Origin of the sequence: Ideonella sp. B508-1 (assembly GCF_000333615.1) — a bacterium.
Taxonomy (GTDB): domain Bacteria; phylum Pseudomonadota; class Gammaproteobacteria; order Burkholderiales; family Burkholderiaceae_C; genus Ideonella.
On sequence record NZ_BADL01000084.1, the window covers coordinates 15,037 to 41,128 of the forward strand.

The window sequence follows — 26,092 nt, forward strand, 5'->3', positions numbered from 1 at the left end:
GATGCTACGCCGGGCGACAGGGCGCCAGGGCCTCGGCCAGGCACTCCAGCAGCGCCCGGGTCTTGGCCGGCATCAGGCGCCGGCCGGGGAACACGGCCCACAGCGATTCGGGCGGCAGCTGCCACCCGGGCAGCAGGCGCACCAGGCGCCCCGCCTCCACCAGCGGCCGGGCCAGCAGCTCGGCGGTGGCCGTCACGCCCAGGCCGGCCGCCGCCATCTCCAGCAGCAGGGCCGGCAGGTTGGCCTGGGTGGTGCGCGCCGGCAGACCGCTCCAGACCTCCTGCCCACCCTCGGCGTCCTGCCGGGACAGCGCCCAGGGCTTGGCGGCCCGCCCGGGCATGCCCAGCAGCAGGCCGTGCGGCAAGTCGCCCTCCACCCCGGGCTCCAGCAGCTGGCGCGGGTGGGTCCAGCCGCGCGCATGGTCGGCCGCCCAGGCAGGGGCGGCATAGAGCCCGCCCTCGAAGCTGGCCAGGCGACGGGCGCCGAGCGTGGCGTCGTCGGCCAGCACCCCGCCCCGCACGGCCAGGTCGTAGTTCTCGGCCACCAGGTCGACCCGGCGGGACGACAGGTCCAGCTCCAGGCTCACCCGGGGGTGCGCCCGGGCAAAGCCGGCCAGGGCCGGGGCCAGCACGCCCACCGCCAGGTCGGCCGGCATGGACACCCGCAGCAGCCCGCTGGGCTCGGCCCGCCGATGCTCGGCCAGGGCCAGCGTGGCGTCGGTCTGGGCCACCACCTCGCGGGCATGTTCCAGCACCGCAGCGCCGAAGTCGGTCAGGGTCAGCCGCCGGGTGGTGCGGCGCATCAGCCGCTCGCCCAGGCGTTCTTCCAGCGCCGAGAGTCGCCGCGACAAGGTGGATTTGGGCCAGCCCAGCTGGGTGGCCGCGAGGGTGAAGCTGCCGCACTCCGCCACCCGGGCAAAGAGCAGCAGGTCGGTGGGGTCCAGCCAGGGGCCGTCGGTCATGGGCTTATTGTTCCATCAATGGAACAAAGAAACCCATCGAACCCAATTTATCGCAGGATAGGTGGTCAATACAGTGAAGCCATCGACTTCCACTTCCCCCGAGGCTCCCCATGAAACTCCTGCAGATCAACGGCAGCGCCCGCCGCGTCGAACAAGGCGCCCTCTCCACCCTGCTGGCCAATGAGCTCAGCGCCGCCCTGCTGGCCGCCCGCCCGGGCAGCCGCGCCACCGTGCGCGACCTGGCGGTGCAGCCGCACCCGGCGCTGGACGAGGCCGCCCTGGGCGCCCTCTTCACCCCGCCCGAGCAACGCAGCCCCGAACAGGCCGCCCGCGCCACGCTGGACGATCTGGCCATCGAGGACATCCAGTCGGCCGACACCGTGGTGCTGGGCGTGCCCATGTACAACTTCGGCATCTCCAGCCAGTTGAAGAATTGGATCGACGCCATCGCCCGGGCCCGGGTCACCTTCCGCTACACCGAGCAAGGCCCCGAGGGCCTGCTGACCGGCAAGACGGTGTACGCGGTGCTGACCCGCGGCGGCGTCCACCGCGACCAGCCCAGCGACACCATCGTGCCCTACCTGCGTGCCGCCCTGGGCTTTCTGGGCATGACCGACATCCGCTTCATCTACGCCGAAGGCCTGGCCCTGGGCCCGGAGGCGCAGGCCCGCGCCCTGGCCGAGGCCCGCGCCGAGATCGCCCGGCTGGCCGCCGAGGCCGCCACGCGCTGAGCCCAGCACCTTCCCGCAGAATCACCGTCCAACGGAGAGACACCATGAGCACCCCGATCCCCAGCAGCACCGTCCTGCACCCCCGCGCCGTCGAGCGCCTGGTCACCGGCGTGGCCACCCAGGATGGCGCCGGCGTCAAGCTCACCCGCGTGCTCACGCACGAGCTGCAGCGCCGCCTGGACCCCTTCCTGATGCTGGATGCCTTCGGCTCGGACGAGGCCGACGACTACATCGCGGGCTTTCCCAACCACCCGCACCGCGGCTTCGAGACGGTGACCTACATGATCGCCGGGCGCATGCGCCACCGCGACTCGGCCGGCCACGAGGGCCTGCTGGAGAACGGCGGCGTGCAGTGGATGACCGCCGGCCGCGGCCTGATCCACAGCGAGCTGCCGGAGCAGGAGGAAGGCCGCATGGAAGGCTTCCAGCTCTGGCTGAACCTGCCGGCCAAGGACAAGATGATCCCGGCCTGGTACCGCGACATCCCGACCCAGGCCATTCCCGAATGGCAGGGCGAAGGCGTGACCGCGCGGGTGATCGCCGGCCGCACGCAGGGGGTGACCGGCGCCATCGAGCGCGAGCACACCGAGCCGCTGTACCTGGACCTGCACCTGGCGCCCGGCGCCTCGTTCAGCCAACCGCTGGACCCGGTGTTCAACGCCTTCGTCTACCCCTACCGGGGCCGCGTGGTGCTGGGCGCCGAACCGCGCGAGGTGGCCGCCGGCCGCATGGCCATCCTGGCCAACACCGCGGGCAGCGATGGCATCACGCTGCAGAACCCGGGGCCGGAGGAAGCCCGCGTGCTGCTGATCGCCGGCCGGCCGCTGGGCGAGCCCATCGCCCAGTACGGCCCCTTCGTGATGAACACCCAGGACGAGGTCTTCCAGGCGGTGGCCGACTTCCGCGCCGGCAAGATGGGCTGACGAGGTCCGGTTCGAATCGGATCGGCACAAAAAAAGCCACCCCGAGGGGTGGCTTTCTGTTCTGCGCGCGGCAGGGAGGCGATCAACGCTCCTGCAGCAGCAATGCCGTGGGGGTGTTGTTTGCGGCGGTGTCGAGCACAAACATCGTGTACACCTTCCCAGAGGCCAGGGACACCCCATCGGAGGCCGTCGTGCTGTAGATGGTCGCGCCGGTTCCAGGCACCGTCACGGCGATCACCGCATTGGACACGGCCGGCTTGCTGACATAGGTCGAGGTCGAGCTGGACGCATACTGCGTGGGCGCGAACGGCACCCCGCTGAACAGGGCGTTCAGGCTCACCGTGAATGTCAGGGTGTAGCTGGCCAGGCTGTCGGAGGCGTGGATCACGCGGATCTTGTAATTGCCGGACGTGGTGGGCAAACGGTTGTCATCGGTCACCACCGTCACCTTGGCGTCGGACACCGAGTTGCCCGTGACGATCAGGGTGGTATCGGACCCGGCCGCCAGGGTGATCGAGCTGCTGCCCAGCGAGTTGCCGCCCACCGAGGCATTGACGGCGTAGGTCCCTGCGTTCACCAGAACGTAGGGGCTCTGCACCGCCGGCGACGCCGTCGTGGGAAGGATCGTGTTCGCGCCCAGGGACAAAGCCACCGTCTGGCCGCCCGCCATGGCCGAGATCACCCGCACCCGCGCCTGGGTGTTGAGATACGGGGTCGCATTGCCCTGCTGCTTCAGCAGGATGCTGTCCACCAGGACGCCACCGCTGGTCGGGGTCACCACCAGGTTGTAGACCCCCGTGCTGTCGAACGACACGCCATCCACGTCCAGGAGCAGGGTGGTGGTGTCGCCTGCGGCGGTGATGCGCAAGCGGTAGGTGCCCGTCGCCACCGTGCCGTATGCGGTGCTGGAGCCCGCGCCCACAGCGGCCTGCACGGGCGTGGACGAAGCCAGATCATCGCCCGAGGCAGTCAGGTAGACGTCCACCGAGCCGGCATCCGAGGCCGCGTTGACCACCCGGAAAGACATCTTGCCGCTGTCGGCAGCGTCCTCTTCCTCGGTGATCAGCGCCGACTTCAGGGCCCCCGCCCAGCCGTAAGCCACCACGGTGTAGTGGGTGTCCTTGCTCAGGGTGCGCGAAGTGGTGATCAGCTCGGTGCTGGAACCGGTCGCGGTCAGGGCCATCGAGAACGAGCCGGCATCATTGCCTGCATAGCCACTCACGGAACCATAGGCCACGCCACTGCACTTCAGGGAATCGTTGACGTACAGATCCAGGCTGCCGTAACCGGGACTGGCGTTCAGCAGGCGCACCTGGGCGTTCCCGCTGTTGTTGCCGCCGCAGGCAGACAGAACGCCGGTCAAGGGGAGGCCGGCCATCAGGCCAAGCAGGGTTCTTTTCTTCATTCGAAGGTCCAGTCTCTGACAGACAAATTGATTCAGGGGCTCGCTCGGGCGGGAGATTGTGAGGCGGCCTGCATTGCTGGCCTGTTGCCATCTGCAAGGTGCCGGTGAACCGGCCGCCCACCCAGGCCCGGCCCCACCTGTGGCGCACATGATAGTCGCAAGCCAGGACGCGCTTCCAGCGCGCCCAGTGCCGCTGCCGGCATCCCCCAGACAGATCCTCGGGACGCGGCAAAGTTCACGACAGGGCCTGTGGGCCGCGCGCCGCAACCCTTCAGTTTCCGGCACAGTGTGCCCATGCCTTCGGGAGAAGGCCCGGCTTGTCGGCCGGACACCGCCGCACAGGAGCCTGACCATGCTGATCTCGCCCGTTCCCGCCACACCGGTCGCCCCGGTGCAGCCCGCCCGTCCCAGCCCGGTGCCCGTGCAGGGCGTGGCCTCGGTCGAGCCCGTGTCACCGGTGGCCGATGCCAACGAGCACCTGAGCCAGGAACTGGACGAGGCCTTGCACGCCATGGACAGCCTGCGCAGCCAGCTGGCCGCCAGCCAGGCCCGGCTCAGCGCCGCCTCCCGTTCCGTGGCCCAGCAGGCCCGGCAGGCCGCCCCCACCCCCACCGAAGGGGGCGACACCGATCTGGGCACCGGCAGCCGCCGCTACCTGGCGCAGAGCGCGCTGAACCAGGCACTGCAGGCCCAGCACAGCGCGCTGTCGATCAGCGCCTGACCCCGTCCGGCGCCGACCCGCCGCGCATCACCAGATGCGGATGCGGTCCTGCGGCGCCTTGTACATCTTGTCGCCCGGTTTCAGGCCGAAGGCCGCCTCGAAGCCGTCGTGGTTCATCACCGTGCCGTTGGCGCGGAATTCCGGCGGCGAGTGCGGGTCGGCCGTCAGCAGGCGCAGCTGCAGTTCCTCGCGGTACTTGGAGCGCCAGGCATGGGCGAAGCTGTAGAAGAAGCGCTGCTCGCCGGTCAGGCCGTTGATCACGGGCGGCGTCGCGCCGTTGAGTGACAGCTTCCAGGCCTTGTAGGCGATCTGCAGCCCAGACAGGTCGGCGATGTTCTCGCCCAGGGTCAGCTGGCCGTTGACCTTGTGACCGGGCAAGGCCTCATAGCCCGCGAACTGGGCCACCAGCCGCTGGCCCAGGGCCGCGAAGGCCTTGGCGTCCTCCGGCGTCCACCAGTTGTCCAGCTTGCCGTCGCCGTCGTACTGCGAGCCCTGGTCGTCGAAGCCGTGGCTGATCTCGTGGCCAATGATGGCGCCGATGGCCCCGTAGTTGGCCGCGTCATCGGCCGCCATGTCGAAGAAGGGCGGCTCCAGGATGGCGGCCGGGAAGACGATCTCGTTCATCGCCGGGTTGTAATAGGCATTGACCGTCTGCGGAGTCATCAGCCATTCGCTGCGGTCCACCGGCTGGCCCAGCTTGGCCGCCACGCGCTTGAAATCGAAGTGGCCGGCCCGCTCGGCGTTGCCCACCGGGTCGCCGTCCTTGACGGTCAGGCCGCCGTAGTCGCGCCACTTGTCCGGGTAGCCGATCTTGGTGGCGTACTTGGACAGCTTCTCGCGCGCCTTCACCTTGGTGGCCGGACTCATCCAGGTCAGGCCGTCGATCGAGTCGCCGTAGGCCTTGAGCAGATTGGCCACGAGCACCTGCATGCGGGCCTTGTGGTCGGCCGGGAAGTAGCGGGCCACGTACTGCTGGCCGACCGCCTCGCCCAGCGCGCCGTCCAGCGCGTCGATGCCCTGCTGCCAGCGCGCCCGGGGCTGCTCGCTGCCCGACAGCGCCTTGTCATGGAAGGCGAAATAGGCATCCCGCCAGGGCTTGGCCAGCAGGTTCGCGTTGGCGTCCATCACCCGAGCCCGGAAGTAGAGCTTCCAGGTGGCCACCGGCACCTCGTGCACGGCCTTGGCCACGGCCTGGGCGTAGTCGGGCTGGGAGACGTTGAGCCGCTGCAGCGCAGACATCTCGGCCGCAGCGAAGAAGGCCTGCCAGTCCAGGCCAGGGGCCTTGGCCGCCAGCTGGGCCCGGGTCATCGGGTTCCAGGTCTTCTGGGCGTCGCGGTTGGCCACCTCGGTCCACTGGGCCTTGGCCAGGCGGGTCTCGAACATCAGCACATCCCGCGCCGAACGGGCCGCGTGCTTGCGGTCACCGTCCAGGCGGAACAGGGTCTGCAGGTAGGACAGGTAGGCCGCGCGGGCCTGGGCCATGCGCGGGTCCTTGGACAGGTAGTACTCGCGGTTGGGCAGGCCCAGGCCACCCTGCCAGGTCAGCGGCAGGTTCATCGTCGGGGCCTTCTGGTCGGGCTGCACGTCCAGCGCGAGCGGCAGCGAGAGCACCCCCTGCATCCGGCCCATGTAGCGCGTCACGTCGGCGGGCTTGCGCAGCTGCTGCACCTGGGCCAGCAGGGGCTGCAGGGGCGCCTTGCCGGCCTTGTCCATGGCGGCCTCGTCGGTGAAGGCGCGGAAGTAGGCGGCGATCTTCTGCTCGTTGCTGCCGTCCGGGTAGTGGCCCTTGGAGAGCTCCTCCACCAGGGTGTGCACCCGCGCATCGGCCCGATCGGACATGATCGAGAAGTTGCCATAGGCTGACTTGTCGGCGGGAATGGGAGTGTCCTTCAGCCAGCCACCGTTGGCGGCGCGGAACAGGTCGTCCTGCGGCCGGACCGACAGGTCTTCGCCGCTGCGGTCGAAGGTGAAGGCGGAGGCGGCCCTGGCCGCAGCCAGGGCCGGAGCCGGTGCGGCGGCAGGCGCCACCGCGACCGGGGGGGTGCTGGAGACGGCACCGGCGGCGGCGCCGGGCGTGGTGCAGGCCGGCAAGGTGCACAGGGCCAGCACGGCCAGGGAAAGAGAGGACAGCTTCAGCACGGATCGCTTCCTGAACAGGTCGGTTCGTGAAGACCCGGCCCGCGCTCTTGACGCTCCCGCCGGGTCGGCGAAAGGGTCAGACTACCATGCAGAAGCGAAGTTCAAACCCCGTGGCTTCCATTCGAAACAGGGTCGCCTTAGGGGGCTGACGCCCGGGCTCAGGCGGCCTGGGCGTCGGCCTGCAGCAGGCTTTCCAGGCAGTGCTCGTGGATGCCGTAGAAGGCCTTGATCTCGGCGATCTGCCCCAGCACCTGGGCGCGTCGGGCCTCATCCACCCGGCTGCCCGCGGGGCGGCGCACCGCCAGGATCATCTTGTTCTTGCTGGTGTGCTCCAGGGCCACGAACTCGAAGACCTGGGCGTCGTAGCCGTGGGCCTCCAGCAGCAGGGCACGCAGGCTGTCGGTCACCATCTCGGCCTGCTGGCCCAGGTGCACGCCGTGCTGCAACATGGGCTTGAGCAGCGGCGGCAGCTGCATCTGCGGCCGGATCTGCTTGTGGCAGCACGGCGCGGTCAGGATGATGGACGCGCCGGCGCGGATGCCGGTGTGCAGCGCGAAATCGGTGGCCGTGTCGCAGGCGTGCAGCGCCACCATCACGCCCAGGTGTTCGGGCACATGGCTGCGCACATCGCCGCAGACGAAGGACAGGCCGGCCATGTGCCGGCGCAGCGCCGCCGCATTGCACAGGTTCACCAGGTCCTCGCGCAGTTCCACCCCGGTCACGCTGGCTTGCCAGCCGCGGGCCTGCGTCAGGTGCTGGTGCATCGCAAAGGTCAGGTAGCCCTTGCCGGAGCCGAAGTCCACCACACTCACCCGGCCGTCGCGCGGCTGCAGCCTGGCGGCCTCCAGCGCGTGGTCCAGCACCTCGACGAACTTGTTGATCTGCTTCCACTTGCGCGCCATGGCGGGCACCAGGCGGTGCTGGGCGTCGGTCACGCCCAGGTCCTCCAGAAAGGGCAGGTCCAGGCTCAGGAAGCGGTGCTTCTCGCGGTCGTGGCCGGTGGCCGCGGCTTTCGGCGCACCGGCCTGTTGCAAGGTCTTGCGCGTGACGCCGATGCGCCCGCGCTTGCTCACCATCAGCTGCCACTCCTCGGTGGTGGTGAACAGGTGGGCGTGGCTGAACTCGGTGCCCAGCATGGCCTGCACCGCGGCCAGGCCCTCGGCCAGCGGCGGGTTCTTGGTGATGTCGCGGGTGGCGTGGTGGTACAGCAGGCTCAGGCAGGGCTGACCACGCAACACCAACGGGCGGGCCATCACCCGCACCAGGTCCGAGCCGCTGCGCCGCGGCTTGCCCAGCACCAGCTTGACGCAGCGCTGCTCGGCCAGGCTGGCCGAGAGGGCGTCGAAGAAGCGGTCGCGCCGGGCCAGCTCGGCCAGGGCGTCAGGGGCATCGGACAAGGTGGTGGCGGTGTCGTCCGCGGCATCGGTGCTCATGCCGCGATTGTCCGTCAGCCCCCGGAGCGCCGCCTCAGCGCAGTTGCGCCAGCAGGGTGGCCACCTCCGCCGCCGAACGCACACCCAGCTTGGAGAACACCTTGGCCCGGTGCACCTCCACCGTCCGCACCGAGATGTGCAACTCGTCGGCAATGACCTTGTTGAGCTTGCCTGCGGCCACCCGCTGCATCACCTCGCGCTCGCGCTCGGACAGGCTGGCCAGGCGCGCGGTGGCCTCGTGGCCAGCGGCCTGGTCGGCATGCTGGGCGGCCTCCACCGCCAGCGCCTTCTGCACCCGCTCCACCAGCGCGTCGTCGCTGAAGGGCTTCTCCACGAAATCGAAGGCGCCCTTCTTCAGCGCCTCCACCGCCATCGGGATGTCGCCATGGCCGGTCAGGAAGATTACCGGCGCCCGGAAGCCCTGCGCCATCAGCTCGTCGTGCAGCTGCAGGCCCGACATGGGCTCCATGCGCACGTCCAGCAGCACGCAGCCGCGCAAGGGGCCCGCCGCCAGAGCAGACAGGAAGCTCGGCGCGTCAGGATAGGCCGCCGTGCTCAGTCCGTGCGACTGCAGCAGAAAGCCCAGCGCATCGCGCACCGCGGCCTCGTCATCGACCAGGTGCACCATCGGCATCGTCATCAGGGTCGTCTCCAGCATCGGGGTCGGCATCCGCCTGCCAGACCGGCAGCGAACAGGAAAAGCGCGCACCGCCCAGCGGGCTCATGCCCGCATCGAAAGCGCCATGGTGCACCTCGATCACCGAACGGCAGATGGCCAGGCCCATGCCCATGCCCTCGGGCTTGGTCGAGTAGAAGGGCGTGGTCAGCTGCTCGGCCGTGCGGCCGGCCAGGCCCGGGCCGCTGTCGTCCACGTCCAGCCGCACAAAGCCGCTGCCGGTGTCCTGGGCCGACACCCGGATCTGCCGGGGCTGGCCGGCCGGCTGCTGCGCCAGCTCATCGGCGGCGTTGCGCAGCAGGTTGATCAGCACCTGCTCGATCAGCACCGGATCGGCCTGCACCAGCGGCAGGCCGGACGGCAGGTCCAGCGCCACCTGGATCATCTGGCGCTGGAAGTCGCGCTGCAGCAGTCTGGCGGCCTGGCGCACGATCTCGGCCAGCACCGCCGGCTCGCGCTGCGGGGCGCGCCGGGTCAGGAACTCGCGGATGCGCCGCACGATGCGCCCGGCCTCGGCCGCCTGCTCGCCCTGGCGCCGCAGGGCCTGCAGCACCATCGTGTCCTCGCAGCCGGCCTGCTCCAGCCGGCGCAGCACGCCCGCGTTGTAGCCGGCCACCGCCGTGAGCGGCTGGTTGAGCTGGTGGGCCAGGGCCGAGGCCACCTCGCCCAGCGTGGTCAGGCGGGCCTGGTGGGCCAGGGCCTCGGCCTGGTGGCGCTCACGCTCCTCCAGCCGCTTGCGCTGGGTGATGTCGATGATCGAGCCCATCCAGCCGATCTGCTGACCGCTGGCGTCCACCAGCGGCGACTCGAAGACCATCACCTCGATCGGGTGGCCATCGGCATGGCGCCACTGGGCCTCGTAGCCCTCGCGCGGGGCCAGGCCCGCCAGGCCGCGGCGGCTGCGCTGCATGGCCTCGCCGGCCGATTCCGGCGGCCAGTAGGGCATGGGCGGCTTCAGGCCGATCAGTTCTTCCGCCGATCGCCCCACCAACTCGCAGAAGGTGCGGTTCACGTACAGCAGCCGGCCCTCGGCGTCGCGCGCACGCAGGCCCACCAGGGCCGAATCCTCCATCGCGCCGCGCCAGGCCACCTCGGTGCGCCAGGCCGCCTCGGCCGCGCTGACCTGCCGCATCTGCCGGCGCAGCAGCAGCGTGGCCCCGCCCACCAGCAGCAGAAAGCCGCCCACCAGCACCAGCGGCAGCCCCTGCCACCAGGGCTGCGGCAGCTCGCGCTGGGTCAGCAGCAGGTACACCCCGGGCATGCCGCTGCCCACCAGCACGCGGTAGCTGTCGCGCAGGCCCGGCGCGGCCTGGCCGTTGCCCGGGCCGTCGGCCGAGGCGATGACCTGGTCGCTGCCATCGACCAGCTGCACCTCGTAGCGCCGGGTCAGCCACCAGGGCGTGTCGCGCTTGAGCAGGGTGGACGGCGAGAAGCGCAGCACCACCTTCTCGCCCGGCACATCGAAGCGGTTGGTCTCCGGCACCGCGTCGGCCATGGCCGGGTCCACCGGCGCCACCAGGTGGGCGCTCAGGCCGTCGCGCTCGTCCGAGGCCAGCGGCAGCAGCGGCACCTCCTGCGGCGGCAGATGGGCCACGATGCGGTTGCCCGCGTCCAGCCAGGTCACGCTCAGCCACAGGCCACGAAAGCCTTCCTCCACCTCGGGCCGGCTGGCCAGGAACTGGCGGGTGTGCGGCGCCCGGCGCAGCTGCGCGGCCAGACTGCGCAGGTGCAGCGCCTCCAGGTCCAGCCGGGCCCGCAGCTGGGCCTCGGCGCTCAGCGCGTCCGAGATCATCGTGCGGTGGGCCTCCTCCCGCTCGTCCCGGTCGGTGCGGTAGGCCCACAGCACCACCCCGCCCACGAACAGCAGCGACAGCAGCAGCGGCCAGACCCACAGCCCACGCCGCAACGCCGCCGGCAGCGCGCGCGCGGGCTGCGGTCGGGACAGGACGTGGGGGCCAATGCGGTCCATGAGCGGCGAGTCTAGCCACTGCGGCCGGCGCGCCCCTGGGTGGCGAAATGTGGAAGTCCACAGTGTCGGCCCCGGGCCGGCGGCTCACACACTCCTGCCGCCATGACTCGCATCAACCGCCGCACCGCGCTGGCCGCCGGGGCCAGCCTGCTGGCGCCCTCGCTGTCCAAGCTGCGCCCGCTGGGGGTGAAGGAGTTCGAGGTCTTCGACCTGCCCTTTCTGTTCAAGAACCGCGGCGCCTTCAACGACACCGCGCAGACCTTCGGCCGCACCCTGTTCGGCAAGCTCGAGCCCTCCGGCGTGCGGGGCCTGGCGTTCTGGGACAACGGCTTTCTGCTGATGAGCGCCAACAAGCCGCTGCGGGACGTGGCCGACTTCAAGGGCCTGAAGATGCGGGTACAGCCCTCGGCCGTGGCCGAGGCCGAGATGCGTGCCCTGGGCGCCGAGCCCCGGGTCATGAACTTCTCCGAGCTGTTCACCGCCCTGCAGGCCGGCAGCGTGGACGGCACCGAAGGCACGGCCTCCAACTTCCTGACCCAGCGCCTGGCCGAGGTGCAGAAGCACCTGACCCTGTCCAACCACGGCTACCTGGCCTATGCGCTGCTGGTCAACCGCGCCTTCCACGACCGCCTGCCGGCCGAGCTGCGCGGCGTCTTCGACAGCGCCGTGGCGGATGCCACGCAGTACGCCAACGCCATTGCCAACGCCGAGAACGCCTGGGCCCTGGGCCAGATCAAGGGCCATGCGCGGGTCAGCCTGCACGCCCCGCAGGCCAGCGAGCTGGAGGCCTGGCGCCGCGCCCTGATGGGCGTGCACGCCGCGGTGGCCGAGCGGGTGGGCACGGCGGCGCTGCGGGCGGCCTACCGCGCCGCGGGCTTCATCCCGCCACGCTGAACCGGTCGACATCTCGGGATATACCCTCGACAACCGCCTCCCAGGGGCCCGGATGTGGAAATCCACAGTTCCGATGGCCCGGCGGCCTCGCCACACTCCGGGCACGCACGGTATGGCCCCATGCCGCTGACGACCCACACATTCCGGAGACAGACCATGAACCGCCTCACCCGCCGGGCCGCCCTGGCCGCCACCACCGCTCTGCTGGCCAGCGCTGGCTGGCTGTCCACCGCCCAGGCGCAGTCGCCCATCGTCATCAAGTTCAGCCACGTGGTGGCCAACGACACGCCCAAGGGCAAGGCGGCCGACTTCTTCGCCAAGCGCGCGGCCGAGCTCACCAAGGGCAAGGTGAAGGTCGAGGTCTATCCCAACAGCCAGCTCTACAAGGACAAGGAAGAGATGGAAGCCCTGCAGCTGGGCTCCGTCCAGATGCTGGCGCCCTCGCTGTCCAAGTTCGCGCCGCTGGGCGTGAAGGAATTCGAGGCCTTCGACCTGCCCTTCATCTTCGACGACTACAACGACCTGCACGCCGTCACCCAGGGCCCCGTGGGCGCCAAGCTGCTCAAGAAGCTGGAAAGCCGCGGCATCACCGGCCTGGCCTACTGGGACAACGGCTTCAAGGTCATGTCGGCCAACAAGCCGCTGAAGTCCGTCGAGGACTACAAGGGCCTGAAGATGCGCATCCAGTCCTCCAAGGTGCTGGACGCGCAGATGCGCGCCATCGGCGCCCTGCCCCAGGTGCTGGCCTTCTCCGAGACCTACCAGGCCCTGCAGACCGGCGTGGTCGACGGCACCGAGAACCCGCCGTCCAACCTCTACACCCAGAAGATGCACGAGGTGCAGAAGTACGTCAGCGTGACCAACCACGGCTACCTGGGCTACGCCGTCGTCGTGAACAAGAAGTTCTGGGACGGCCTGCCCGCCGACATCCGCGCCCAGCTGACCCAGGCCATGGCCGACGCCACCAAGGTGGCCAACGAAGACGCCCTCAAGGACAACATGGACGCGCTGGCCAAGGTCAAGGCCTCGGGCAAGACCACCGTCTACGAACCCACCAAGGGCGAGCGCTTCCTGCTGAAAAAGGCCATGTTCCCGGTGCACAAGCAGATGGCCTCGCGCATCGGCGAAGAGACCATCCAGGACATCTACAAGGCCACCCACTTCGATCCCACCAAGATGTGATCGAGGCGGCCTGACCGTCCCCCCAGGCCCACGCAGGACGTGGGCCTTTTCACGCCCCCTGCCGACCCAACCCCCAAGGAGAGCCCACCATGAAATGGCTCGATCACCTGGAGGAGTGGCTGATCGCGACCTTCATGGGCGCCGCCACCCTCATCACCTTCGTCGCCGTGCTGCACCGCTATCTGGTGGGCTTCGAATCCCCGCTGCAGAACTGGCTGCTGGGCCTGAACTTCGCCTGGGCACAGGAGGCCACCATCTACCTCTTCGTCTGGATGGCCAAGTTCGGCGCCGCCTACGGCGTGCGCACCGGCATCCACGTGGGGGTGGACGTGCTGATCAACCGCCTGCAGCCCCAGCACCGCCGCAAGGTGGTGCTGTTCGGCCTGCTGGCCGGCGCCTTCTTCACCGGCGCGGTGGCCACCATGGGCGCGCGTTTCGTGTGGGAGAACGGTGCCCACTACGCCTTCGCCAGCTGGCTGGGCATGGACGTCTCCGAGATGATCGAAGGCCCCACCACGCCCGACCTGGAGTGGCCCACCTGGATCATCTACTGCGCCATCCCGCTGGGCTCCTCGCTGATGTGCTTCCGCTTCCTGCAGGTGGCCTGGGCCTTCGTGCGCACCGGTGAACTGCCGCACCACGACCACGGCCATGTGGACGGCCTGGACGAAGAAACCGAGCCCACCAAGGCCTGAGGGACCCACCATGAGCGGCATCATCATCTTTTCCCTGCTGCTGGTCCTGATGTTGACCGGCATGCCCATCTCCATCGCGCTGGGCCTCACCGTCCTCACCTTCATCTTCGGGTTCACGCAGGTGCCCGTGGAGTCGGTGGCGCTCAAGCTGTTCACCGGCATCGAGAAGTTCGAGATCATGGCGATCCCGTTCTTCATCCTGGCCGGCAACTTCCTCACCCACGGCGGGGTGGCGCGAAGAATGATCAACTTCGCCACCAGCATGGTGGGCCACTGGCATGGGGGCCTGGGTCTGGCCGGCGTGCTGGCCTGCGCCCTGTTCGCCGCGGTGTCGGGGTCCTCCCCCGCCACGGTGGTGGCCATCGGCTCCATCCTGCTGCCGGCCATGACCAAGGCCGGCTTCCCGAACAAGTTCGGCGTCGGCATCATCACCACCTCCGGCGCGCTGGGCATCCTCATCCCGCCGTCCATCGTGATGGTGATGTACTCGGTCTCCACCAACACCTCGGTGGGCGCGCTGTTCATGGCCGGCGTCATCCCCGGCCTGCTGCTGGCCTTCCTGCTGGGCCTGACCGCCTGGTGGCGGGCCCGCAAGTTCGGCTACCCGCGCATGAAGAAGGCCACGATGGGCGAGCGCTGGAAGGCCTTCCGTGAGTCGGTCTGGGGCCTGCTGCTGATCGTCATCGTGATGGGCGGCATCTACACCGGCCTGTTCACCCCGACCGAGGCCGCGGCCATGAGCGCCGTCTACGCCTTCTTCATCGCCGTGTTCGTCTACAAGGACATGCGCCTGAAGGACGTGCCGCGCGTGCTGCTGAGCTCGGCCAACATGAGCGCCATGCTGCTGTACATCATCACCAACGCGGTGCTGTTCAGCTTCGTGCTGGCCAACGAGAACATCCCGCAGCAGCTGGCCGACTGGCTGGTGGGCATGGGCCTGGGCCCCATCGCCTTCCTGCTGGTGGTCAACGTGCTGCTGCTGGTGGCCGGCAACTTCATGGAGCCTTCCTCCATCGTGCTGATCATGGCCCCCATCCTGTTCCCGGTGGCCATGAAGCTGGGCATCAACCCGGTGCACTTCGGCATCCTGATCGTGGTGAACATGGAAGTGGGCATGTGCCACCCGCCGGTGGGCCTGAACCTGTACGTGGCCTCGGGCATCACCAAGATGGGCATCACCGAGCTGACCATCGCCGTCTGGCCCTGGCTACTGACCATGCTGGGCTTCCTGGTGCTGGTGACCTACTGGCCCACGCTGTCCCTGTTCCTGCCCCACGCGCTGGGCATGTCCACCGGCGCCTGAGGCCGGTGAAGGCTGCGGCGGCACCTGCGGGCGCCGCCGCAGCAACGCTTCTTTGCCAGGCCGAGACACCGCCTGCAGAGACCGGGCGCAGACTCGTTCCATCCCACCTCATCGAGGAACGACATGCCCCGCGCCCTTGCCGCGGCCCTGCTGGCCGCCGCCCTCCTGCCCGTCTGCGCAGCCCAGGCCCAGCCCCACCCCCCGGGCTTCCACGGGCCCGGCCCCTGGCCCATGCACTTCGACGACCGCTACCACCACAACCTCTGGTACCCGAACGTCGGCTGGTCCGTGGCTGCGGCGCCGGTGGGGGGCATCAGCGTGGCCTTTGGCGGCGGGAATTTCCTCTTCCATGGCGGCGTGTGGTTCCACCCGGTGGGGCCGCGCTGGGTGGTGGTCACCCCGCCCGTGGGCATCATCGCGCCCATGCTGCCCCCGGCCTACACCACGCTGTGGGTGGGCGGGCTGGCCTACTACTACGCCAACGGGGTGTACTACCTGCCCGATGGCCCAGCCGGCTACCGCGTGGTGGAGCCGCCCACCGGCGTCGCCTCCGTTCAGCCGGTGGCCCCCCCGCCCAAGCCGGCGCCCGATCCCATCGTCTACCCGCGCAACGGCCAGTCCGCCGCGCAGACCGAGGCCGACCAGCGCGCGTGCAACCAGTGGGCCATGACCCAGCGCGACGCGATGAGCGACGCCTCCATCTTCAACCGCGCCGTGCAGGCCTGCATGGATGGCCGCGGCTACACCCTGCGCTGAACGCCTCGTTCAGGGCAGCTCGGTTTCCGGCCGGTCGCGCGGCACCTGGGCCAGGTAGGCCGCCACCGGCTGGCCGGCCAGCGGCTTGACCATCACGCGCAGCGTGTTCACCCGGTCGCTGGCCAGGATGTGCTCGCGCAGCCGCACCTGGGTGAAATCGCGCCGCCACCAGAAGTGCTCGGCCCGCGTGTTGCCCACCACCACGCCCAGGCGCATCCACTGCGCGCCCTGCTGCACCGCCCAGGCCTCCAGGGCCTGGTACAGCGCCCGCGCCAGGCCGTGGCCGTGCAGGCCGGTGGCCAGCAGGAACAGCGACACGTGCCAGACCCCGGGCGCAAGCAGGTCCATCACCACGATGCTCACGCCCACCAGCGTGCCGTCGTGGCGGAACAGGCCCAGGCACTCCTGGGCGCGGTAGGGCATGTCCGACGGCGCCCGCTCATCAAAGTCTTCCTGGGCCTCATGCGGGCGCGGGCCGCGGCCGGTCACCGTCTCGAAGTACAGCGGATTGGCCTCGTACAAGGCCTGCAGCAAAGGCACCTCGTCGGCCCGCAGCGGCCGGGCATGGTGCCCCATGGCCTGGAAGCGCCAGCCCGGCGCCAGGCCCGTCTGGGAATCGGGCGCATGCATGCCGTGATGCTACGCCGGCTCCCCCGCCAGCCGCCCGTACAGGCAGGTGTTGCGCAAGTCCCCGCCGGGCCCGCGCCGGTCGTGGCGCAGCATGCCCTCCAGCGTGAAGCCCGCGCGCAGCGCCACCCCGCGTGAACCGTGGTTCTCCTCGTCGGCCACCAGGTCCACCCGCGCCACCTGCAGATGCTCGAAGGCAAAGGCCGTGACGGCGCGCACCGCCTCGGTCATCAGCCCATGGCCGGTGCGGCTGCTGCGGCACCAGTAGCCCACCTCGATCTTGGGCACCGCCCAGTCCGGCCGGTGCAGGCCCGCCACGCCCACGAAGGCCCCGCTGGCCCGGTCCAGCAGCAGGAAGGGGAAATCCTTGCGCGCCGCGGCGTTGGCGTGGCCATTGCGGCAGAACAGCTCCGAAGCCTGCTCCGACGGCTCCTCGGCCACCCAGGGGATGGCACCCAGGAAACGGCGCAGATCGGTGATGGACTCGGCCACCGCGGCATGCACCATCGCCCCATCGCCCGCGCGCGGCAGGCGCAGCAGCAGGCGCTCGGTCTGAAACGAGTCAGGGAAGTCCAGAAGGAGGGGAAAGCGGATCGCGTTCATCGGCCCAATGTAGCGGAGCCGCCGCTGGGCTAGCATCATCCGCACCCCAACCCCCACGACGCCACGCGCCGCCTGTGCCTGGGGGCGCTGGCCGTGGCGCCCTCCGCCCGGGCTGCCAAGCCGGCAGACCATTGGCCCGAGCCGGTGCTGCGCAGCTTCTCGCACCTCAACCGCAAGATCTACGTGCCCATGCAGGGCCCCAGCGACATGGGCGCCAGCGGCAAGCTCGAGCGCTGGGACCGCATGGCCGGGCTGATCCGCTTCCTCAAGGACGTGGACGCCGGCCGGGCCTGATGCAGGCCCCTCCTGCAGGGCCCCTCAGGACCCTGCGGGCGGCTCCCACAGCTCCACCTTGTGACCCTCCGGGTCGATGACCCAGCCGAACTTGCCGTACTCGGAATCGTCGGCCTTCTCCAGCACCTGGCAGCCCTCTTCGCGCAGGGCCTGCAGCAGCGCGTCCAGGTCGGCCACGCGGTAGTTCACCATGAAAGGCGCCGTGCCCGGGGCGAACTGCTCACTGCCCTGCGGCCCGATGGACCAGGCCGTGGTGCCGGCCACCGGCTGCCCGGCCGCGTCCGTCCAGTCAAACGCCGCGCCGCCCCAGGGCTGCACGTCAATGCCCAGGTGCCGCTGGTACCAGGCGCGCAGCGCGGCGGGATCCTTGGCTTGGAAGAAGACACCCCCGATACCTGTCACCCGTTTCATCGCCACCTCCAAGGTTTGGCTCAACCCGCATCGCCCATGGCAAAGCGCATGGCGCCCATCGCAAAGGCAAAAACATAAGCGTAGGCGAACCGGTCCCCCCGCACCACCCCCAGGCCGCGCCGGCTGCGCCGCCGCCCCAGCAACGCCACAGCCCCCGCCGCCAGCACCGGCGTGACCGCAAGGTTGACCAGCCGCGCCAGGTGGGAATGGATGAAGAAATGCGGCAACAGCCACACGCTGAGCGCCCCGCACGCCATGCCCAACAGGGCGTAGCCCGCCACGGCCCACCAGGCGCTGACCACCCCGCCCGGCTCAGGCCGGCCCGGCCGTTTGAACAGATGCAAAAAGGCCTGCGAGATCGCCTCGAAGACGAACTGCAGGATGAACTCGCCAAAGATCTCGAACAGCAGCTCTAGAAGGAATTCCATGCGGGCACGGCGATAGCGGCAGCAGCGACAAGCCGGATGATGCCCTGCGCCATCAGAACCACATGGGTGGTGCTTGACAAGGCCGAACAGGTGCTCCTTCGCGGCGATCCCGATGACCGGTCAGACTGGGCGCTGACGGTCGCGACTCGGCTCTTGGTCGGCGGCTATCGACCCGGAGCGGTGGCGTCTCAAACTCCCCCCGTATGACCGCCGATCATCACTTCGCAGTTCGTATTTGCTCACCGCCCAGCAGGATCCACATACATCTTCCGGAACATTTCAGTGGCTGCATCGTCGTCCATGGAAATCGGAGCCACGTCCTTGCCTTCAGGGGTCAATAGCCATAGCCAGTCATAGGACCCACCTCCCATGGCGTATCGATGTTGGCGCACCATCAAGTACCCAGCATATTTGCCGCGTTGGATGACCTCCAGCGAGTTGCCTGGGCAGACAAAATGCTCCTCGCCAGAGTCGACTTGGACGACATGCACAGCACCGGATGTCGTCCATGCAGCGCTTAGGAAGAAGAGCTGGCGTCCATCCGGCGAAAATTGAATTTCGCTCAATTCCGCCAGCGTCTCTTGCGGGGTCTTGCCCGGTCTACCCCGTAGAAGGAGCTTCGCGTCACTGCCGTCCGACCTCGAGGTCCATATCTCCGCGGCTTCCAGCTCGCCAATGCCAGTGTCTATCAAGACCTCTGGTGTGTGACGAATGAACGCGAACGAGCGGTGGTCCGGTGCATAGACTTTTTGTACCGAGACGCCCTCTGCGCCGACTGGTTCGACTGCCGTTGCCCCGGCCTTGGGCAGTGCGAATGCCATGGCTGCGACACCAATGATTTGGCAGGCAAAAGTCCGGCAGACTTTGCGGCGAGCGAACATGTGAATCATCTGGACTAGCCTACCCTGAAGCTGACCTTCTAGACCGTCTCGTCATGGCCGGGGTTCCCCTTGTTTGGCATCTATCTCGCCGATGTGCCTGTGCAATGGCCGCCAAACCCAATGCCACGTCAAAGGAGAAGATCATGGCCATGGTTGAACGTGAGCCTCTCGCCCCACCCGAGATAACGCCACCGCAGTTGGAGATGTTGAGCGCCGCGGCGCGGATGCTGATGGAATCGCGGAACCACCACCCGCGCGCAGCCACCATCACTGTTGAAAGCGACGAAGGCGTCGTAACCCCATCCGGTTACCACCGCAGGCGCTGCCGGTGCTGGCAGAGACCTTGGGCGGAATAGCCAGAGGCCAGGCCATCATGCTCATGACCGCAAACGAACGGGCGCTGGGCCTGGACTACTGAGGCGCCGGCCAACCCATCCGGCAAGGCAGACCCGTTCTTGGCACAGTGGATGCCAACGCCTACGATGGCCATAAGCTTCCCCTTCGGAGTGGCTGGGTGAGATTCGCAACCCCATGGCACTCGCTGCCGTTGGCCGCCTTGCTGCTCGCTCGGGACGGGGAAGTCCCTTTCAATCGTTAAGCCGCACAGAACAACCATCGGAGCCACTGCATGGGAATGGTCGCCTGTTTTACATCCTTGGCGCCTGACGCCCTTCGCGGGTTGCAGGATGATCCTAGCCAGATCGAGGAGTACCTGTACCCGGATGATGGCGAAAGCGAACCTGCCAACTACATCGACCTGGACAAGGCTTGGCACGGTATTCACTACTTGCTCACAGGCCAAGCCAACGGCGGTCCCGAACCTCAGTCTCTGGCTGTCTTTGGCGGAGAGGAGTTCGGCCCCGAGGTCGGCTACGGCCCCGCCCGCTTTCTCACGGCAGAGCAAGTGCGTGGCGTCGCCGAGGTGCTGGCGGAACTGTCGCCCGAGATCCTCACACCACGCTTCAACCCAAAGGACATGGAGTCCAAGCAAATCTATCCCGAGGTGATCTGGGTGCGTGACGGGGAGGAGGCGCTCGACTACGTGCTCGACAGCTACCAACAACTCCAGGTCTTCTATCGCGACGCCGCGTCACGCGGAGAAGCCGTCATCCAGTGGCTTTCGTGAGAGCACGCCCTAACGCCGACGTTGCCCTCAGGCACTGCATGCCTACGCTGAGGCAAACGGATTGAATACGTCCAGCCCCAACGCATCTGCGGAACTCCGAAACCACGTTGGTGCCCAGCAGGTACTTCCGCGTCACAGCATGGGCTCCACCTTGCGACGCGTGGCCTGGTCACGGGCAGGCTGCACAGCCACATCGTGCGAAAGTTCTTTCTAATTTCCTCCACGGCAGCGCTTGCGCTGGCTTTTGCTGCTGTGCTGTCGCTCGCTCTTCCGCACGAAACATCTCCGCCCTCGGGCTTGCTTGTGGTGGCAGAGGTCTTTGCTTCGCCTGGCGAGTTCTTGTGGTGGAGCACCTTGGGCGGCGCATTCTCCCGGCGCCCAACATCCGGGGCGGGTCTGGCCGTGTGGATCTTCCGTGCGGCCGGCTTCTGGCTCTTGGTGTTCGCCGCGCTTTATGGGCTCAGTCGCGTGTTGCGAAGGCCCCGTACCAGGTGACTCGGCGATCGCCGAATCCATGGGCGGCATCATTCACGCAGCACATCGCGCCGCCACTGTTCACAACACACAAAGGATTCCACCAGTGAAGTACCAAGGAAGCTGCCACTGCCGCCAAGTCGCCTTCGAAGTCGAGGGGGAGCTGACGCAGGTGATCGCGTGCAACTGTTCCATCTGCTCGAAGAAGGGCGCGCTTCAGTGGGGGGTTTCGCCGGCCGCCTTTCGCCTGCTCACGCCTGCGGAAGACATGGCCACCTACACCTTCGGCAGCCAAACCATCCAACACCGCTTCTGCCCCCGGTGCGGGGTGCATGCCTTTGCCGAAGGCATTCTCGCGGGCAGACCCATGGTGATGGTCAACGCCCGTTGCCTTGAAGAGGTGGAGTTGGCGGCGCTGCCCGTCAGGCAGTTCGACGGTCGTTCGCTGTAGTTCGCCCGGCGCGCCGGGCCCTGGGCACCCGCCACGGTCAGCACGAGGTGGGGTGCCTCACAGCACGCTCACCAGCCCCTGCAGCATGCTGGCGCGGCGCAGGGTGGTCCTGAGCTTGAGCCGGCGTTCCAGCACGGCGTTGGAGAACTTGCTGTCCGACTGCCTGGTGAGGCAGCGCCAGTAGACCTCGCGCCCGTGGACCTCGAACTCGTCGATGTCGCTCTTGAGCTGGGCCAGCGCGGCCGCATGCTCGGGCGTGGCCACCGCGGGCAGAAAGCACACGTTCACCTCGGCACCCGCCGGCAGGGGGCTGCCCATCGCAGTCGCGCGCTCGGCCAGGGCGCGCAGCTCATCGTCCTTGCGCACAAAGGCCTCGGCCCGAAAGCCCAGCAGCGGCGCCAGCCCCTCCTCCAGGGCCTGCGCCAACCTGTCGCCAGAGCGTTGGCTGCTGCTGAAGATCACGTTGCCGGAGTTGATGTAGGTCCTCGCATCCTCAAAGCCCAGGCGATGAAAGGCCTCGGCCAGCGTCTGCATCTTCACGAAGCGGCCGGTGACGTTGATGGCGCGGAGCAGTGCGACGTAGGTGGGCATGGGGTGAAGGGTAGCGCCTGGTCTCGGGAGACGGGCGACGCTTGCGGTGCGGACGTCGAGGCACTACGATGTGTAAATTACGCACACATCATACCCATCATGCGCACGAACATCGAGATTGACGACAAGCTGATGAGCGACGCTCTGCGGCTGACTGGTTTGAAGACCAAGAAGGAAGCTGTGGAGCTGGGCTTGCGCACGCTGCTGAGACTGCGTCAGCAGGAAGAGTTGCGCCGCTTCAGAGGCAAGTTGCCATGGGAAGGCGACCTGAACGCCATGAGGACAGACAAGTGATTGTTGTGGACTCCAGCGTCTGGATCGACTTCTTCCGAGGAGCCGCAACACCGCAGACCGAGCGGCTGGACGCGTTGTTGAGCACAGAGCCACTTGCTGTTGGCGACTTGATCTTGGCTGAGGTGCTCCAGGGCTTCAGCAGCGAGAAAGACTTCAACCAGGCCAGAAAGCTGCTTACGTCCCTGGACGTGCTGACGCTTGGCGGGCAAGACATTGCGCTACAGGCGGCGAGAAACTACCGGGCGCTCAGAGCGCAGGGCGTGACCGTGCGGAAAACCATCGACACGATCATTGCCACGCGCTGCATCGAGGATGATCTGCCTCTGCTGTACAGCGACAGGGATTTTGACCCCTTCGTCGAGCACCTCGGTTTGCGTTCCGCGATGGTGGACAGTTGAGCGCCAAGGCCCGAGTCATTGCTTCGGGGCGGGTGTCTCCGTGTGCATTGCGCAGCGCGATGTGTCGCCTGCCCTCAGCCGGGCAGAGATGCCGCGGTGTCAGGCAGCGCCCTCGACGCGCAGGACTTCGGCCGCCAGGCGTTCCAGGTTCTGTTCGTTGGCTTCGGCCACAAATTCGGCCAGGCGCTGGTAGTGTTCCACGCTGTCAAAGGTCTGGCGCCACAGCACCCGGGTGCCCTGCGCCTGCGGCAGCAGTTCCAGGGTCAGCACGAAGTGGGGGCCGTTCAGGTGCTCGATCTCGAAGAGCTGGTCGGGCACGAGGCGCGTGAAGCGGCTTTCGTTGGGGTAGTTCGTGCCGTCGGGCCCGTGCATGGTCAGCAACCAGCGGCCACCGGGCTCGAAGTCGTATTGCTGGATGGTGTTGGTGAAGCCGGCCGGCCCCCACCACCGCGCCATGCGGTCCGGGTCCTGCATCGCGGCAAAGACCTGGGCCGGGCTGGCCGGGATGAAGTGGCTGCGGGCGTCAGACCGACTGTCGATGGCTTCCATGTGGTCTCTCTCCGGTATCAGCGAATCCAAAGAAAACTCCGCGCGCCGCTAAGCCAACGTTCATCTTCCAGGCCGAAGCTGTGCACACCGAATACAAGGAGCTTCGCATGAACGCCGACCTGAAGAACTTTGCCCTGGCCTGGACGCGCATCGCCCTGATGGCCCTGGTGCCCGTGGTGCTCACCACCTTCGTGGCGCTGCCCCAGGCACTGGGCCACCACCCCGGCGAACCCTGCGTGGCCACGGCCTGCGCCGAACTGCCGCAGCACATGAGTTGAGCCCCTGCGCCGCAGGGTCCACCCCGCCCGGCTTCAGGCACGCGCCGGCCCCTGGCGCTGCAGCACGACGTGGGTGGCTTTGTCCGACGCCACCGAAGCCACGCAGCGGTAGCCCAGCGCCCGCAGGTCCAAATCGGCCCACAAGGGCTCTCCCCGGCCCAGCAGCACCGGCGAGATGGCGAGGTGCAGTTCGTCGATCAGCCCTTCGCGCAGGTACTGCCGCACCGTGGCCGGCCCACCGCCGATGCGCACATCCTGCCCGCCGGCCGCGGCACGCGCCCGGTCCAGGGCCTCGTGGATGCCGCCAGTGACGAAGTGGAAGGTGGTGCCACCCGCCATCTCGATGGGGGCCCGCGCATGGTGGGTCAGCACGAAGACGGGCACGTGGTAGGGCGGGCTGTCGCCCCACCAGCCCTTCCACTGATCGTCCGGCCAGGGGCCCCGCACCGGGCCGAACATGTTGCGCCCCAGGATCCAGGCGCCCACGTTGCGGAAGCCGCGGGCGGCGAAGTCGTCGTCCACCCCGGTGCTGCCACCCTCCTGGCCAAACAGGGCCCGCTGGAAGGTGCGCGTGGGAATGAGCCACTGGTGCAGCTCCGTGCCACCCACGCCCAAAGGATTCGCCAGATCCTGATCCGGCCCGGCGCCATAGCCATCGAGCGACAGGGTGAAGCCTTCAACGCGAACGCGTGTCATCGTCTGTCTCCGCTTGTACGGCCCGTCCGGTTGCACGCCACCGCCGGCGGGTCATCGGCGGCATCCGACACGCGGGAAGGGCTCATGCGCCCAGCTTGCCCCGCACATGGCGGGCGAAGTTGTCCAGAATGGCCTGCCAACCGGCGCGTTGCTGCTCCTCGGAATGCGTGGGCTCGGCCTCGAAGGTCTCGCGCACCGTCACGCCCTCCGGCCCGGTCAGAAATTCGACACGCAGCGTGCGGTCGCCAAAGGCGCATTCGATGAGCTGGTGCTCCACCACCTGCGTGTAGGTGCCCGCAAAGTCGAAGCCCATGCTGCCGTCCTTGGCCTCCATCCGCGAGGAGAAGGCGCCCCCCACGCGCAAGTCCACGGAAGCCGCGGTCGTGTGCCAATCGTCAGACGCCGCGTTCCACTGCTGGATGTCCGCGGGCGTCGTCCAGGTCTGCCAGACCAGCGCGATAGGCGCGTCGATCGTGGTCTCCACCGTGATGTTCATGTCGTGTCTCCAGAGCAGCAGCGCCGGGCTGCATCGTAGGTCAGCCCTCCTGCAAACCCAACCGTTCAACCTGCCGGAGACCAGGGTCGTTGCCGCCATGCAGAGAGATGCCAATGCGGCCACGGCCGCAACGGCCAACTTCAGATCCTCAGCGTTCAGGCTTCCCGAACAGCGCCTGAAACAGGCGTTCCGACTCACGCAAACCTTCATCGGTGAACGTGACGGCCTTTGCGGTACCCACAGGGTCGGAGATGTATCCCCGTTCATGCAGCCGCGCCATGACATCCCAATCGAAGGACTTCCATGCCCTGGCACCGTCATGAAGGCCAAGACGCAAAAGCGCCAGGACAGCAGCGTCAATGCGGTCGGTGTCGATTGTCATGGTGCAGCTCCAGGCGCCCAGCACGGGAGGTCAGCGGGCGACGACCATAGGGAACGAGGTTGATCGACGGCCTCGGTTCTATTTCTCGAAAATGGCGTCAATGAGTGCGATCGACGTGCCGACCACGAAAGCAACAATGCTGGCGACCATCAGAACGTACCAAGGCTTTGGAAAACCCGTGTCGAGCACCGCGACGGCCGGATTGGTCGGATTGACAGCCACTTGAACAGTACTTCCCGCAGCAAATTTCTTCACCATCTGACGTGCGGCGTCTTCCGTGCTTGGAAACGGCAGGCCTTCTGTGTGAACAGATGAACGGTATTCTCTGCCAGAGACCGAATATCGATACGAAAACTCGGGAAGGTAGGAAGTTCCATCACCATCGGTGTCCTCTCGGACGGACGACTCGGTTATCGTAGCCGGCACCTTTGGCCAATCTTGCGCCTGACGATAGAGACGAATACGTCGCATTGACTTGATCGCCAGCGGTATTGCGCCAATGGCCAGAGTAATTCCGAATAGCGCAAGGTTGCTGGTCATAATGCTAAGGACGCCTCAACGTTGGAGGTAAGGGGCGCGGAGCCGGCTTGCCGGCGGAGCGTCCCGCTTGACCGAATACGAAGGGACTTCCCCAGTCCTGTGACGGTATCGAGGTACCAAGATTGACCTGTTGCGGAAGTTCAATCTGAACGGAAAGGGGAAGTCATGGCGGAGATTACACGCAGCGCGGTGGCGCGGGTAGGGGTGGATCTGTCCAAGCGCGTGTTCCAGGTGCATGCGGTGGATCGCGGTGGCCGGGTGCTGGTGGCCAAGCCGATGTCGCCCGAGCGATTCTTTGCCTGGTGTGCCGAACTGCCTGTGGGCTGTCTGGTGGCGATGGAAGCCTGCGGTGGCGCACATCACGTGGCACGCCGACTGCGTCTGCTGGGCCTGGATGCGCGGCTGATCGCCGGGCACTTCGTCACGCCTTACCGCATGGCCGGACGCAGCGGCAAGAACGACGCCAATGACGCGGCGGCGATCTGCGAAGCCGCGGGCCGCCCGCACATGCGCTTCGTGCCGGTCAAGACCGCCGCGCAGCAAGGCCAGTTGGCCGTGCACCGGCTGCGCGAGGGCTTCAAGGAAGAACGCACCGCACTCATCAACCGCATCCGCGGCCTGCTCACCGAGTTCGGCCTGGTGTTCCCGCAAAGCCCCGAGGCGCTGCGCAAGGTGCTGGCCGAGGTGATCGAAGACGGGGCCAAGGCCACGGGCAAGGTGCGGTGGTTCATGCCCCGATTGTCCCCGAGCGGCAGAGGGCTTGCCGCGGCAGGCTATCGTCGGGT

The 26,092-nt window shown here is 67.9% G+C and carries 32 protein-coding genes; 15 read left to right on the forward strand and 17 right to left on the reverse strand.

Annotated features, from left to right (window positions below; translation table 11 throughout):
• Positions 1-4: 4 nt before the first annotated feature.
• On the reverse strand, positions 5-961 hold the full coding sequence (locus I73_RS03640) for a LysR family transcriptional regulator (RefSeq protein WP_026096267.1): 957 nt from the start codon (positions 959-961) through the stop codon (positions 5-7).
• Positions 962-1,071: 110 nt separating this feature from the next.
• On the opposite strand from I73_RS03640, the gene I73_RS03645 reads away from it, so the two are divergent.
• Positions 1,072-1,692 carry an FMN-dependent NADH-azoreductase gene (locus I73_RS03645; RefSeq protein ID WP_022979369.1) on the forward strand — a complete coding sequence of 207 codons (621 nt, stop codon included), beginning with the start codon at positions 1,072-1,074 and terminating at the stop codon, positions 1,690-1,692.
• A 44-nt stretch (positions 1,693-1,736) separates the two neighbouring features.
• Positions 1,737-2,615: a pirin family protein gene (locus I73_RS03650; protein ID WP_022979370.1), complete on the forward strand. Its 879-nt coding sequence runs from the start codon at positions 1,737-1,739 to the stop codon at positions 2,613-2,615.
• An 82-nt stretch (positions 2,616-2,697) separates the two neighbouring features.
• Here I73_RS03650 and I73_RS03655 read toward each other — a convergent pair whose 3' ends face one another.
• Positions 2,698-4,020, reverse strand: a complete 1,323-nt coding sequence (locus I73_RS03655; RefSeq protein WP_159105833.1) for a DUF4397 domain-containing protein — start codon at positions 4,018-4,020, stop codon at positions 2,698-2,700.
• A gap of 352 nt (positions 4,021-4,372) precedes the next feature.
• Between I73_RS03655 and I73_RS33020 the strand changes: the two genes are divergently transcribed.
• Positions 4,373-4,741 (forward strand): hypothetical protein, encoded by a 369-nt coding sequence (locus I73_RS33020; protein ID WP_022979372.1) that lies wholly within the window; start codon positions 4,373-4,375, stop codon positions 4,739-4,741.
• Between the two features lie 27 nt (positions 4,742-4,768).
• On the opposite strand, the gene I73_RS25750 is transcribed toward I73_RS33020, so the two are convergent.
• The 4 genes from I73_RS25750 to I73_RS03680 all read right to left on the reverse strand — a co-directional run bounded on the left by I73_RS25750 (position 4,769) and on the right by I73_RS03680 (position 10,958).
• A complete protein-coding gene (locus I73_RS25750; RefSeq protein WP_022979373.1) occupies positions 4,769-6,880 on the reverse strand; it encodes a M13 family metallopeptidase in 2,112 nt (703 codons plus the stop codon).
• Positions 6,881-7,038: 158 nt separating this feature from the next.
• Complete coding sequence (locus I73_RS03670) at positions 7,039-8,313, reverse strand: SAM-dependent methyltransferase (protein ID WP_022979374.1); 1,275 nt, start codon at positions 8,311-8,313, stop codon at positions 7,039-7,041.
• A gap of 34 nt (positions 8,314-8,347) precedes the next feature.
• Complete coding sequence (locus I73_RS03675) at positions 8,348-8,941, reverse strand: response regulator transcription factor (protein ID WP_199899028.1); 594 nt, start codon at positions 8,939-8,941, stop codon at positions 8,348-8,350.
• Positions 8,922-10,958, reverse strand: a complete 2,037-nt coding sequence (locus tag I73_RS03680) for a sensor histidine kinase (RefSeq protein WP_022979376.1) — start codon at positions 10,956-10,958, stop codon at positions 8,922-8,924. The genes I73_RS03675 and I73_RS03680 overlap by 20 nt, the downstream gene beginning before the upstream one ends.
• A 102-nt stretch (positions 10,959-11,060) precedes the next feature.
• Between I73_RS03680 and I73_RS25755 the strand changes: the two genes are divergently transcribed.
• The 5 genes from I73_RS25755 to I73_RS30670 all read left to right on the forward strand — a co-directional run bounded on the left by I73_RS25755 (position 11,061) and on the right by I73_RS30670 (position 15,788).
• Positions 11,061-11,852 carry a DctP family TRAP transporter solute-binding subunit gene (locus I73_RS25755; RefSeq protein ID WP_022979377.1) on the forward strand — a complete coding sequence of 264 codons (792 nt, stop codon included), beginning with the start codon at positions 11,061-11,063 and terminating at the stop codon, positions 11,850-11,852.
• Positions 11,853-12,008: 156 nt separating this feature from the next.
• Positions 12,009-13,034 carry a TRAP transporter substrate-binding protein gene (locus tag I73_RS03690; RefSeq protein ID WP_022979378.1) on the forward strand — a complete coding sequence of 342 codons (1,026 nt, stop codon included), beginning with the start codon at positions 12,009-12,011 and terminating at the stop codon, positions 13,032-13,034.
• 89 nt (positions 13,035-13,123) lie between these two features.
• Positions 13,124-13,729 (forward strand): TRAP transporter small permease, encoded by a 606-nt coding sequence (locus I73_RS03695; RefSeq protein ID WP_022979379.1) that lies wholly within the window; start codon positions 13,124-13,126, stop codon positions 13,727-13,729.
• Positions 13,730-13,739: 10 nt separating this feature from the next.
• A complete protein-coding gene (locus I73_RS03700) occupies positions 13,740-15,032 on the forward strand; it encodes a TRAP transporter large permease (RefSeq protein WP_022979380.1) in 1,293 nt (430 codons plus the stop codon).
• A 123-nt stretch (positions 15,033-15,155) separates the two neighbouring features.
• Entirely contained in the window at positions 15,156-15,788 is a 633-nt protein-coding gene (locus I73_RS30670) for a DUF6515 family protein (RefSeq protein ID WP_022979381.1), read from the forward strand.
• Positions 15,789-15,797: 9 nt separating this feature from the next.
• Here the strand turns inward: I73_RS30670 and I73_RS03710 are convergent, their stop codons facing one another.
• Together I73_RS03710 and I73_RS03715 are read right to left on the reverse strand one after the other, a co-directional pair.
• Positions 15,798-16,418, reverse strand: a complete 621-nt coding sequence (locus I73_RS03710; protein ID WP_022979382.1) for a GNAT family N-acetyltransferase — start codon at positions 16,416-16,418, stop codon at positions 15,798-15,800.
• A 9-nt stretch (positions 16,419-16,427) separates the two neighbouring features.
• Positions 16,428-17,018: a GNAT family N-acetyltransferase gene (locus I73_RS03715; RefSeq protein WP_022979383.1), complete on the reverse strand. Its 591-nt coding sequence runs from the start codon at positions 17,016-17,018 to the stop codon at positions 16,428-16,430.
• 93 nt (positions 17,019-17,111) lie between these two features.
• On the opposite strand from I73_RS03715, the gene I73_RS33465 reads away from it, so the two are divergent.
• On the forward strand, positions 17,112-17,312 hold the full coding sequence (locus I73_RS33465) for a hypothetical protein (protein WP_040499477.1): 201 nt from the start codon (positions 17,112-17,114) through the stop codon (positions 17,310-17,312).
• A gap of 24 nt (positions 17,313-17,336) precedes the next feature.
• On the opposite strand, the gene I73_RS03725 is transcribed toward I73_RS33465, so the two are convergent.
• From I73_RS03725 to I73_RS32315, 3 genes are all read right to left on the reverse strand, one after another.
• Positions 17,337-17,723 (reverse strand): VOC family protein, encoded by a 387-nt coding sequence (locus I73_RS03725; protein WP_026096272.1) that lies wholly within the window; start codon positions 17,721-17,723, stop codon positions 17,337-17,339.
• 20 nt (positions 17,724-17,743) lie between these two features.
• Complete coding sequence (locus I73_RS33025) at positions 17,744-18,151, reverse strand: hypothetical protein (RefSeq protein WP_022979386.1); 408 nt, start codon at positions 18,149-18,151, stop codon at positions 17,744-17,746.
• Between the two features lie 239 nt (positions 18,152-18,390).
• Positions 18,391-19,041 (reverse strand): hypothetical protein, encoded by a 651-nt coding sequence (locus I73_RS32315; RefSeq protein ID WP_148289676.1) that lies wholly within the window; start codon positions 19,039-19,041, stop codon positions 18,391-18,393.
• Between the two features lie 619 nt (positions 19,042-19,660).
• Between I73_RS32315 and I73_RS03735 the strand changes: the two genes are divergently transcribed.
• Positions 19,661-20,158 carry a YfbM family protein gene (locus I73_RS03735; RefSeq protein WP_022979387.1) on the forward strand — a complete coding sequence of 166 codons (498 nt, stop codon included), beginning with the start codon at positions 19,661-19,663 and terminating at the stop codon, positions 20,156-20,158.
• A gap of 580 nt (positions 20,159-20,738) precedes the next feature.
• Positions 20,739-21,083, forward strand: a complete 345-nt coding sequence (locus I73_RS03740; protein ID WP_022979388.1) for a GFA family protein — start codon at positions 20,739-20,741, stop codon at positions 21,081-21,083.
• A gap of 57 nt (positions 21,084-21,140) precedes the next feature.
• On the opposite strand, the gene I73_RS30675 is transcribed toward I73_RS03740, so the two are convergent.
• A complete protein-coding gene (locus I73_RS30675; protein ID WP_022979389.1) occupies positions 21,141-21,674 on the reverse strand; it encodes a DUF1697 domain-containing protein in 534 nt (177 codons plus the stop codon).
• 99 nt (positions 21,675-21,773) lie between these two features.
• Here I73_RS30675 and I73_RS03750 point away from each other — a divergent pair, with 99 nt between their 5' ends.
• Together I73_RS03750 and I73_RS03755 are read left to right on the forward strand one after the other, a co-directional pair.
• Positions 21,774-21,968, forward strand: coding sequence for a type II toxin-antitoxin system VapB family antitoxin (locus I73_RS03750; RefSeq protein ID WP_022979390.1), 195 nt, complete (start codon positions 21,774-21,776; stop codon positions 21,966-21,968).
• Positions 21,965-22,366 (forward strand): PIN domain nuclease, encoded by a 402-nt coding sequence (locus tag I73_RS03755; RefSeq protein WP_022979391.1) that lies wholly within the window; start codon positions 21,965-21,967, stop codon positions 22,364-22,366. The genes I73_RS03750 and I73_RS03755 overlap by 4 nt, the downstream gene beginning before the upstream one ends.
• Before the next feature lie 99 nt (positions 22,367-22,465).
• On the opposite strand, the gene I73_RS03760 is transcribed toward I73_RS03755, so the two are convergent.
• Entirely contained in the window at positions 22,466-22,915 is a 450-nt protein-coding gene (locus I73_RS03760) for an SRPBCC family protein (RefSeq protein WP_022979392.1), read from the reverse strand.
• 107 nt (positions 22,916-23,022) lie between these two features.
• On the opposite strand from I73_RS03760, the gene I73_RS33030 reads away from it, so the two are divergent.
• Positions 23,023-23,193: a hypothetical protein gene (locus I73_RS33030; protein WP_022979393.1), complete on the forward strand. Its 171-nt coding sequence runs from the start codon at positions 23,023-23,025 to the stop codon at positions 23,191-23,193.
• 33 nt (positions 23,194-23,226) lie between these two features.
• Here the strand turns inward: I73_RS33030 and I73_RS03770 are convergent, their stop codons facing one another.
• From I73_RS03770 to I73_RS31360, 4 genes are all read right to left on the reverse strand, one after another.
• Positions 23,227-23,889 carry a dihydrofolate reductase family protein gene (locus tag I73_RS03770; protein WP_022979394.1) on the reverse strand — a complete coding sequence of 221 codons (663 nt, stop codon included), beginning with the start codon at positions 23,887-23,889 and terminating at the stop codon, positions 23,227-23,229.
• Between the two features lie 82 nt (positions 23,890-23,971).
• A complete protein-coding gene (locus tag I73_RS03775) occupies positions 23,972-24,385 on the reverse strand; it encodes an SRPBCC family protein (protein WP_022979395.1) in 414 nt (137 codons plus the stop codon).
• A 148-nt stretch (positions 24,386-24,533) separates the two neighbouring features.
• On the reverse strand, positions 24,534-24,767 hold the full coding sequence (locus I73_RS03780) for a DUF6429 family protein (protein ID WP_022979396.1): 234 nt from the start codon (positions 24,765-24,767) through the stop codon (positions 24,534-24,536).
• Between the two features lie 78 nt (positions 24,768-24,845).
• Entirely contained in the window at positions 24,846-25,307 is a 462-nt protein-coding gene (locus I73_RS31360; RefSeq protein WP_083876531.1) for a DUF3592 domain-containing protein, read from the reverse strand.
• A gap of 165 nt (positions 25,308-25,472) precedes the next feature.
• Here I73_RS31360 and I73_RS25775 point away from each other — a divergent pair.
• Positions 25,473-26,092: IS110 family transposase (locus I73_RS25775; protein WP_234409401.1), on the forward strand; the 620-nt coding region annotated here is incomplete at its 3' end.

Excerpts from the sequence above, each read along its gene's own strand:
- I73_RS32315 (WP_148289676.1), bottom strand. The coding sequence starts at position 19,041 with ATGATTCACATGTTCGCTCGCCGCAAAGTCTGCCGGACTTTTGCCTGC.
- I73_RS03645 (WP_022979369.1), top strand. The coding sequence starts at position 1,072 with ATGAAACTCCTGCAGATCAACGGCAGCGCCCGCCGCGTCGAACAAGGC.
- I73_RS33025 (WP_022979386.1), bottom strand. The coding sequence starts at position 18,151 with ATGGAATTCCTTCTAGAGCTGCTGTTCGAGATCTTTGGCGAGTTCATC.
- I73_RS33030 (WP_022979393.1), top strand. The coding sequence starts at position 23,023 with ATGAACGCCGACCTGAAGAACTTTGCCCTGGCCTGGACGCGCATCGCC.
- I73_RS30675 (WP_022979389.1), bottom strand. The coding sequence starts at position 21,674 with ATGCCCACCTACGTCGCACTGCTCCGCGCCATCAACGTCACCGGCCGC.
- I73_RS31360 (WP_083876531.1), bottom strand. The coding sequence starts at position 25,307 with ATGACCAGCAACCTTGCGCTATTCGGAATTACTCTGGCCATTGGCGCA.
- I73_RS03650 (WP_022979370.1), top strand. The coding sequence starts at position 1,737 with ATGAGCACCCCGATCCCCAGCAGCACCGTCCTGCACCCCCGCGCCGTC.
- I73_RS03760 (WP_022979392.1), bottom strand. The coding sequence starts at position 22,915 with ATGGAAGCCATCGACAGTCGGTCTGACGCCCGCAGCCACTTCATCCCG.
- I73_RS03680 (WP_022979376.1), bottom strand. The coding sequence starts at position 10,958 with ATGGACCGCATTGGCCCCCACGTCCTGTCCCGACCGCAGCCCGCGCGC.
- I73_RS03675 (WP_199899028.1), bottom strand. The coding sequence starts at position 8,941 with ATGGTGCACCTGGTCGATGACGAGGCCGCGGTGCGCGATGCGCTGGGC.
- I73_RS30670 (WP_022979381.1), top strand. The coding sequence starts at position 15,156 with ATGCCCCGCGCCCTTGCCGCGGCCCTGCTGGCCGCCGCCCTCCTGCCC.
- I73_RS03710 (WP_022979382.1), bottom strand. The coding sequence starts at position 16,418 with ATGCATGCGCCCGATTCCCAGACGGGCCTGGCGCCGGGCTGGCGCTTC.
- I73_RS03775 (WP_022979395.1), bottom strand. The coding sequence starts at position 24,385 with ATGAACATCACGGTGGAGACCACGATCGACGCGCCTATCGCGCTGGTC.
- I73_RS03690 (WP_022979378.1), top strand. The coding sequence starts at position 12,009 with ATGAACCGCCTCACCCGCCGGGCCGCCCTGGCCGCCACCACCGCTCTG.
- I73_RS25755 (WP_022979377.1), top strand. The coding sequence starts at position 11,061 with ATGACTCGCATCAACCGCCGCACCGCGCTGGCCGCCGGGGCCAGCCTG.
- I73_RS03770 (WP_022979394.1), bottom strand. The coding sequence starts at position 23,889 with ATGACACGCGTTCGCGTTGAAGGCTTCACCCTGTCGCTCGATGGCTAT.
- I73_RS03715 (WP_022979383.1), bottom strand. The coding sequence starts at position 17,018 with ATGAACGCGATCCGCTTTCCCCTCCTTCTGGACTTCCCTGACTCGTTT.
- I73_RS03750 (WP_022979390.1), top strand. The coding sequence starts at position 21,774 with ATGCGCACGAACATCGAGATTGACGACAAGCTGATGAGCGACGCTCTG.
- I73_RS03735 (WP_022979387.1), top strand. The coding sequence starts at position 19,661 with ATGGGAATGGTCGCCTGTTTTACATCCTTGGCGCCTGACGCCCTTCGC.
- I73_RS33020 (WP_022979372.1), top strand. The coding sequence starts at position 4,373 with ATGCTGATCTCGCCCGTTCCCGCCACACCGGTCGCCCCGGTGCAGCCC.
- I73_RS03780 (WP_022979396.1), bottom strand. The coding sequence starts at position 24,767 with ATGACAATCGACACCGACCGCATTGACGCTGCTGTCCTGGCGCTTTTG.
- I73_RS03655 (WP_159105833.1), bottom strand. The coding sequence starts at position 4,020 with ATGAAGAAAAGAACCCTGCTTGGCCTGATGGCCGGCCTCCCCTTGACC.
- I73_RS03725 (WP_026096272.1), bottom strand. The coding sequence starts at position 17,723 with ATGAAACGGGTGACAGGTATCGGGGGTGTCTTCTTCCAAGCCAAGGAT.
- I73_RS03695 (WP_022979379.1), top strand. The coding sequence starts at position 13,124 with ATGAAATGGCTCGATCACCTGGAGGAGTGGCTGATCGCGACCTTCATG.
- I73_RS03700 (WP_022979380.1), top strand. The coding sequence starts at position 13,740 with ATGAGCGGCATCATCATCTTTTCCCTGCTGCTGGTCCTGATGTTGACC.
- I73_RS03670 (WP_022979374.1), bottom strand. The coding sequence starts at position 8,313 with ATGAGCACCGATGCCGCGGACGACACCGCCACCACCTTGTCCGATGCC.
- I73_RS03640 (WP_026096267.1), bottom strand. The coding sequence starts at position 961 with ATGACCGACGGCCCCTGGCTGGACCCCACCGACCTGCTGCTCTTTGCC.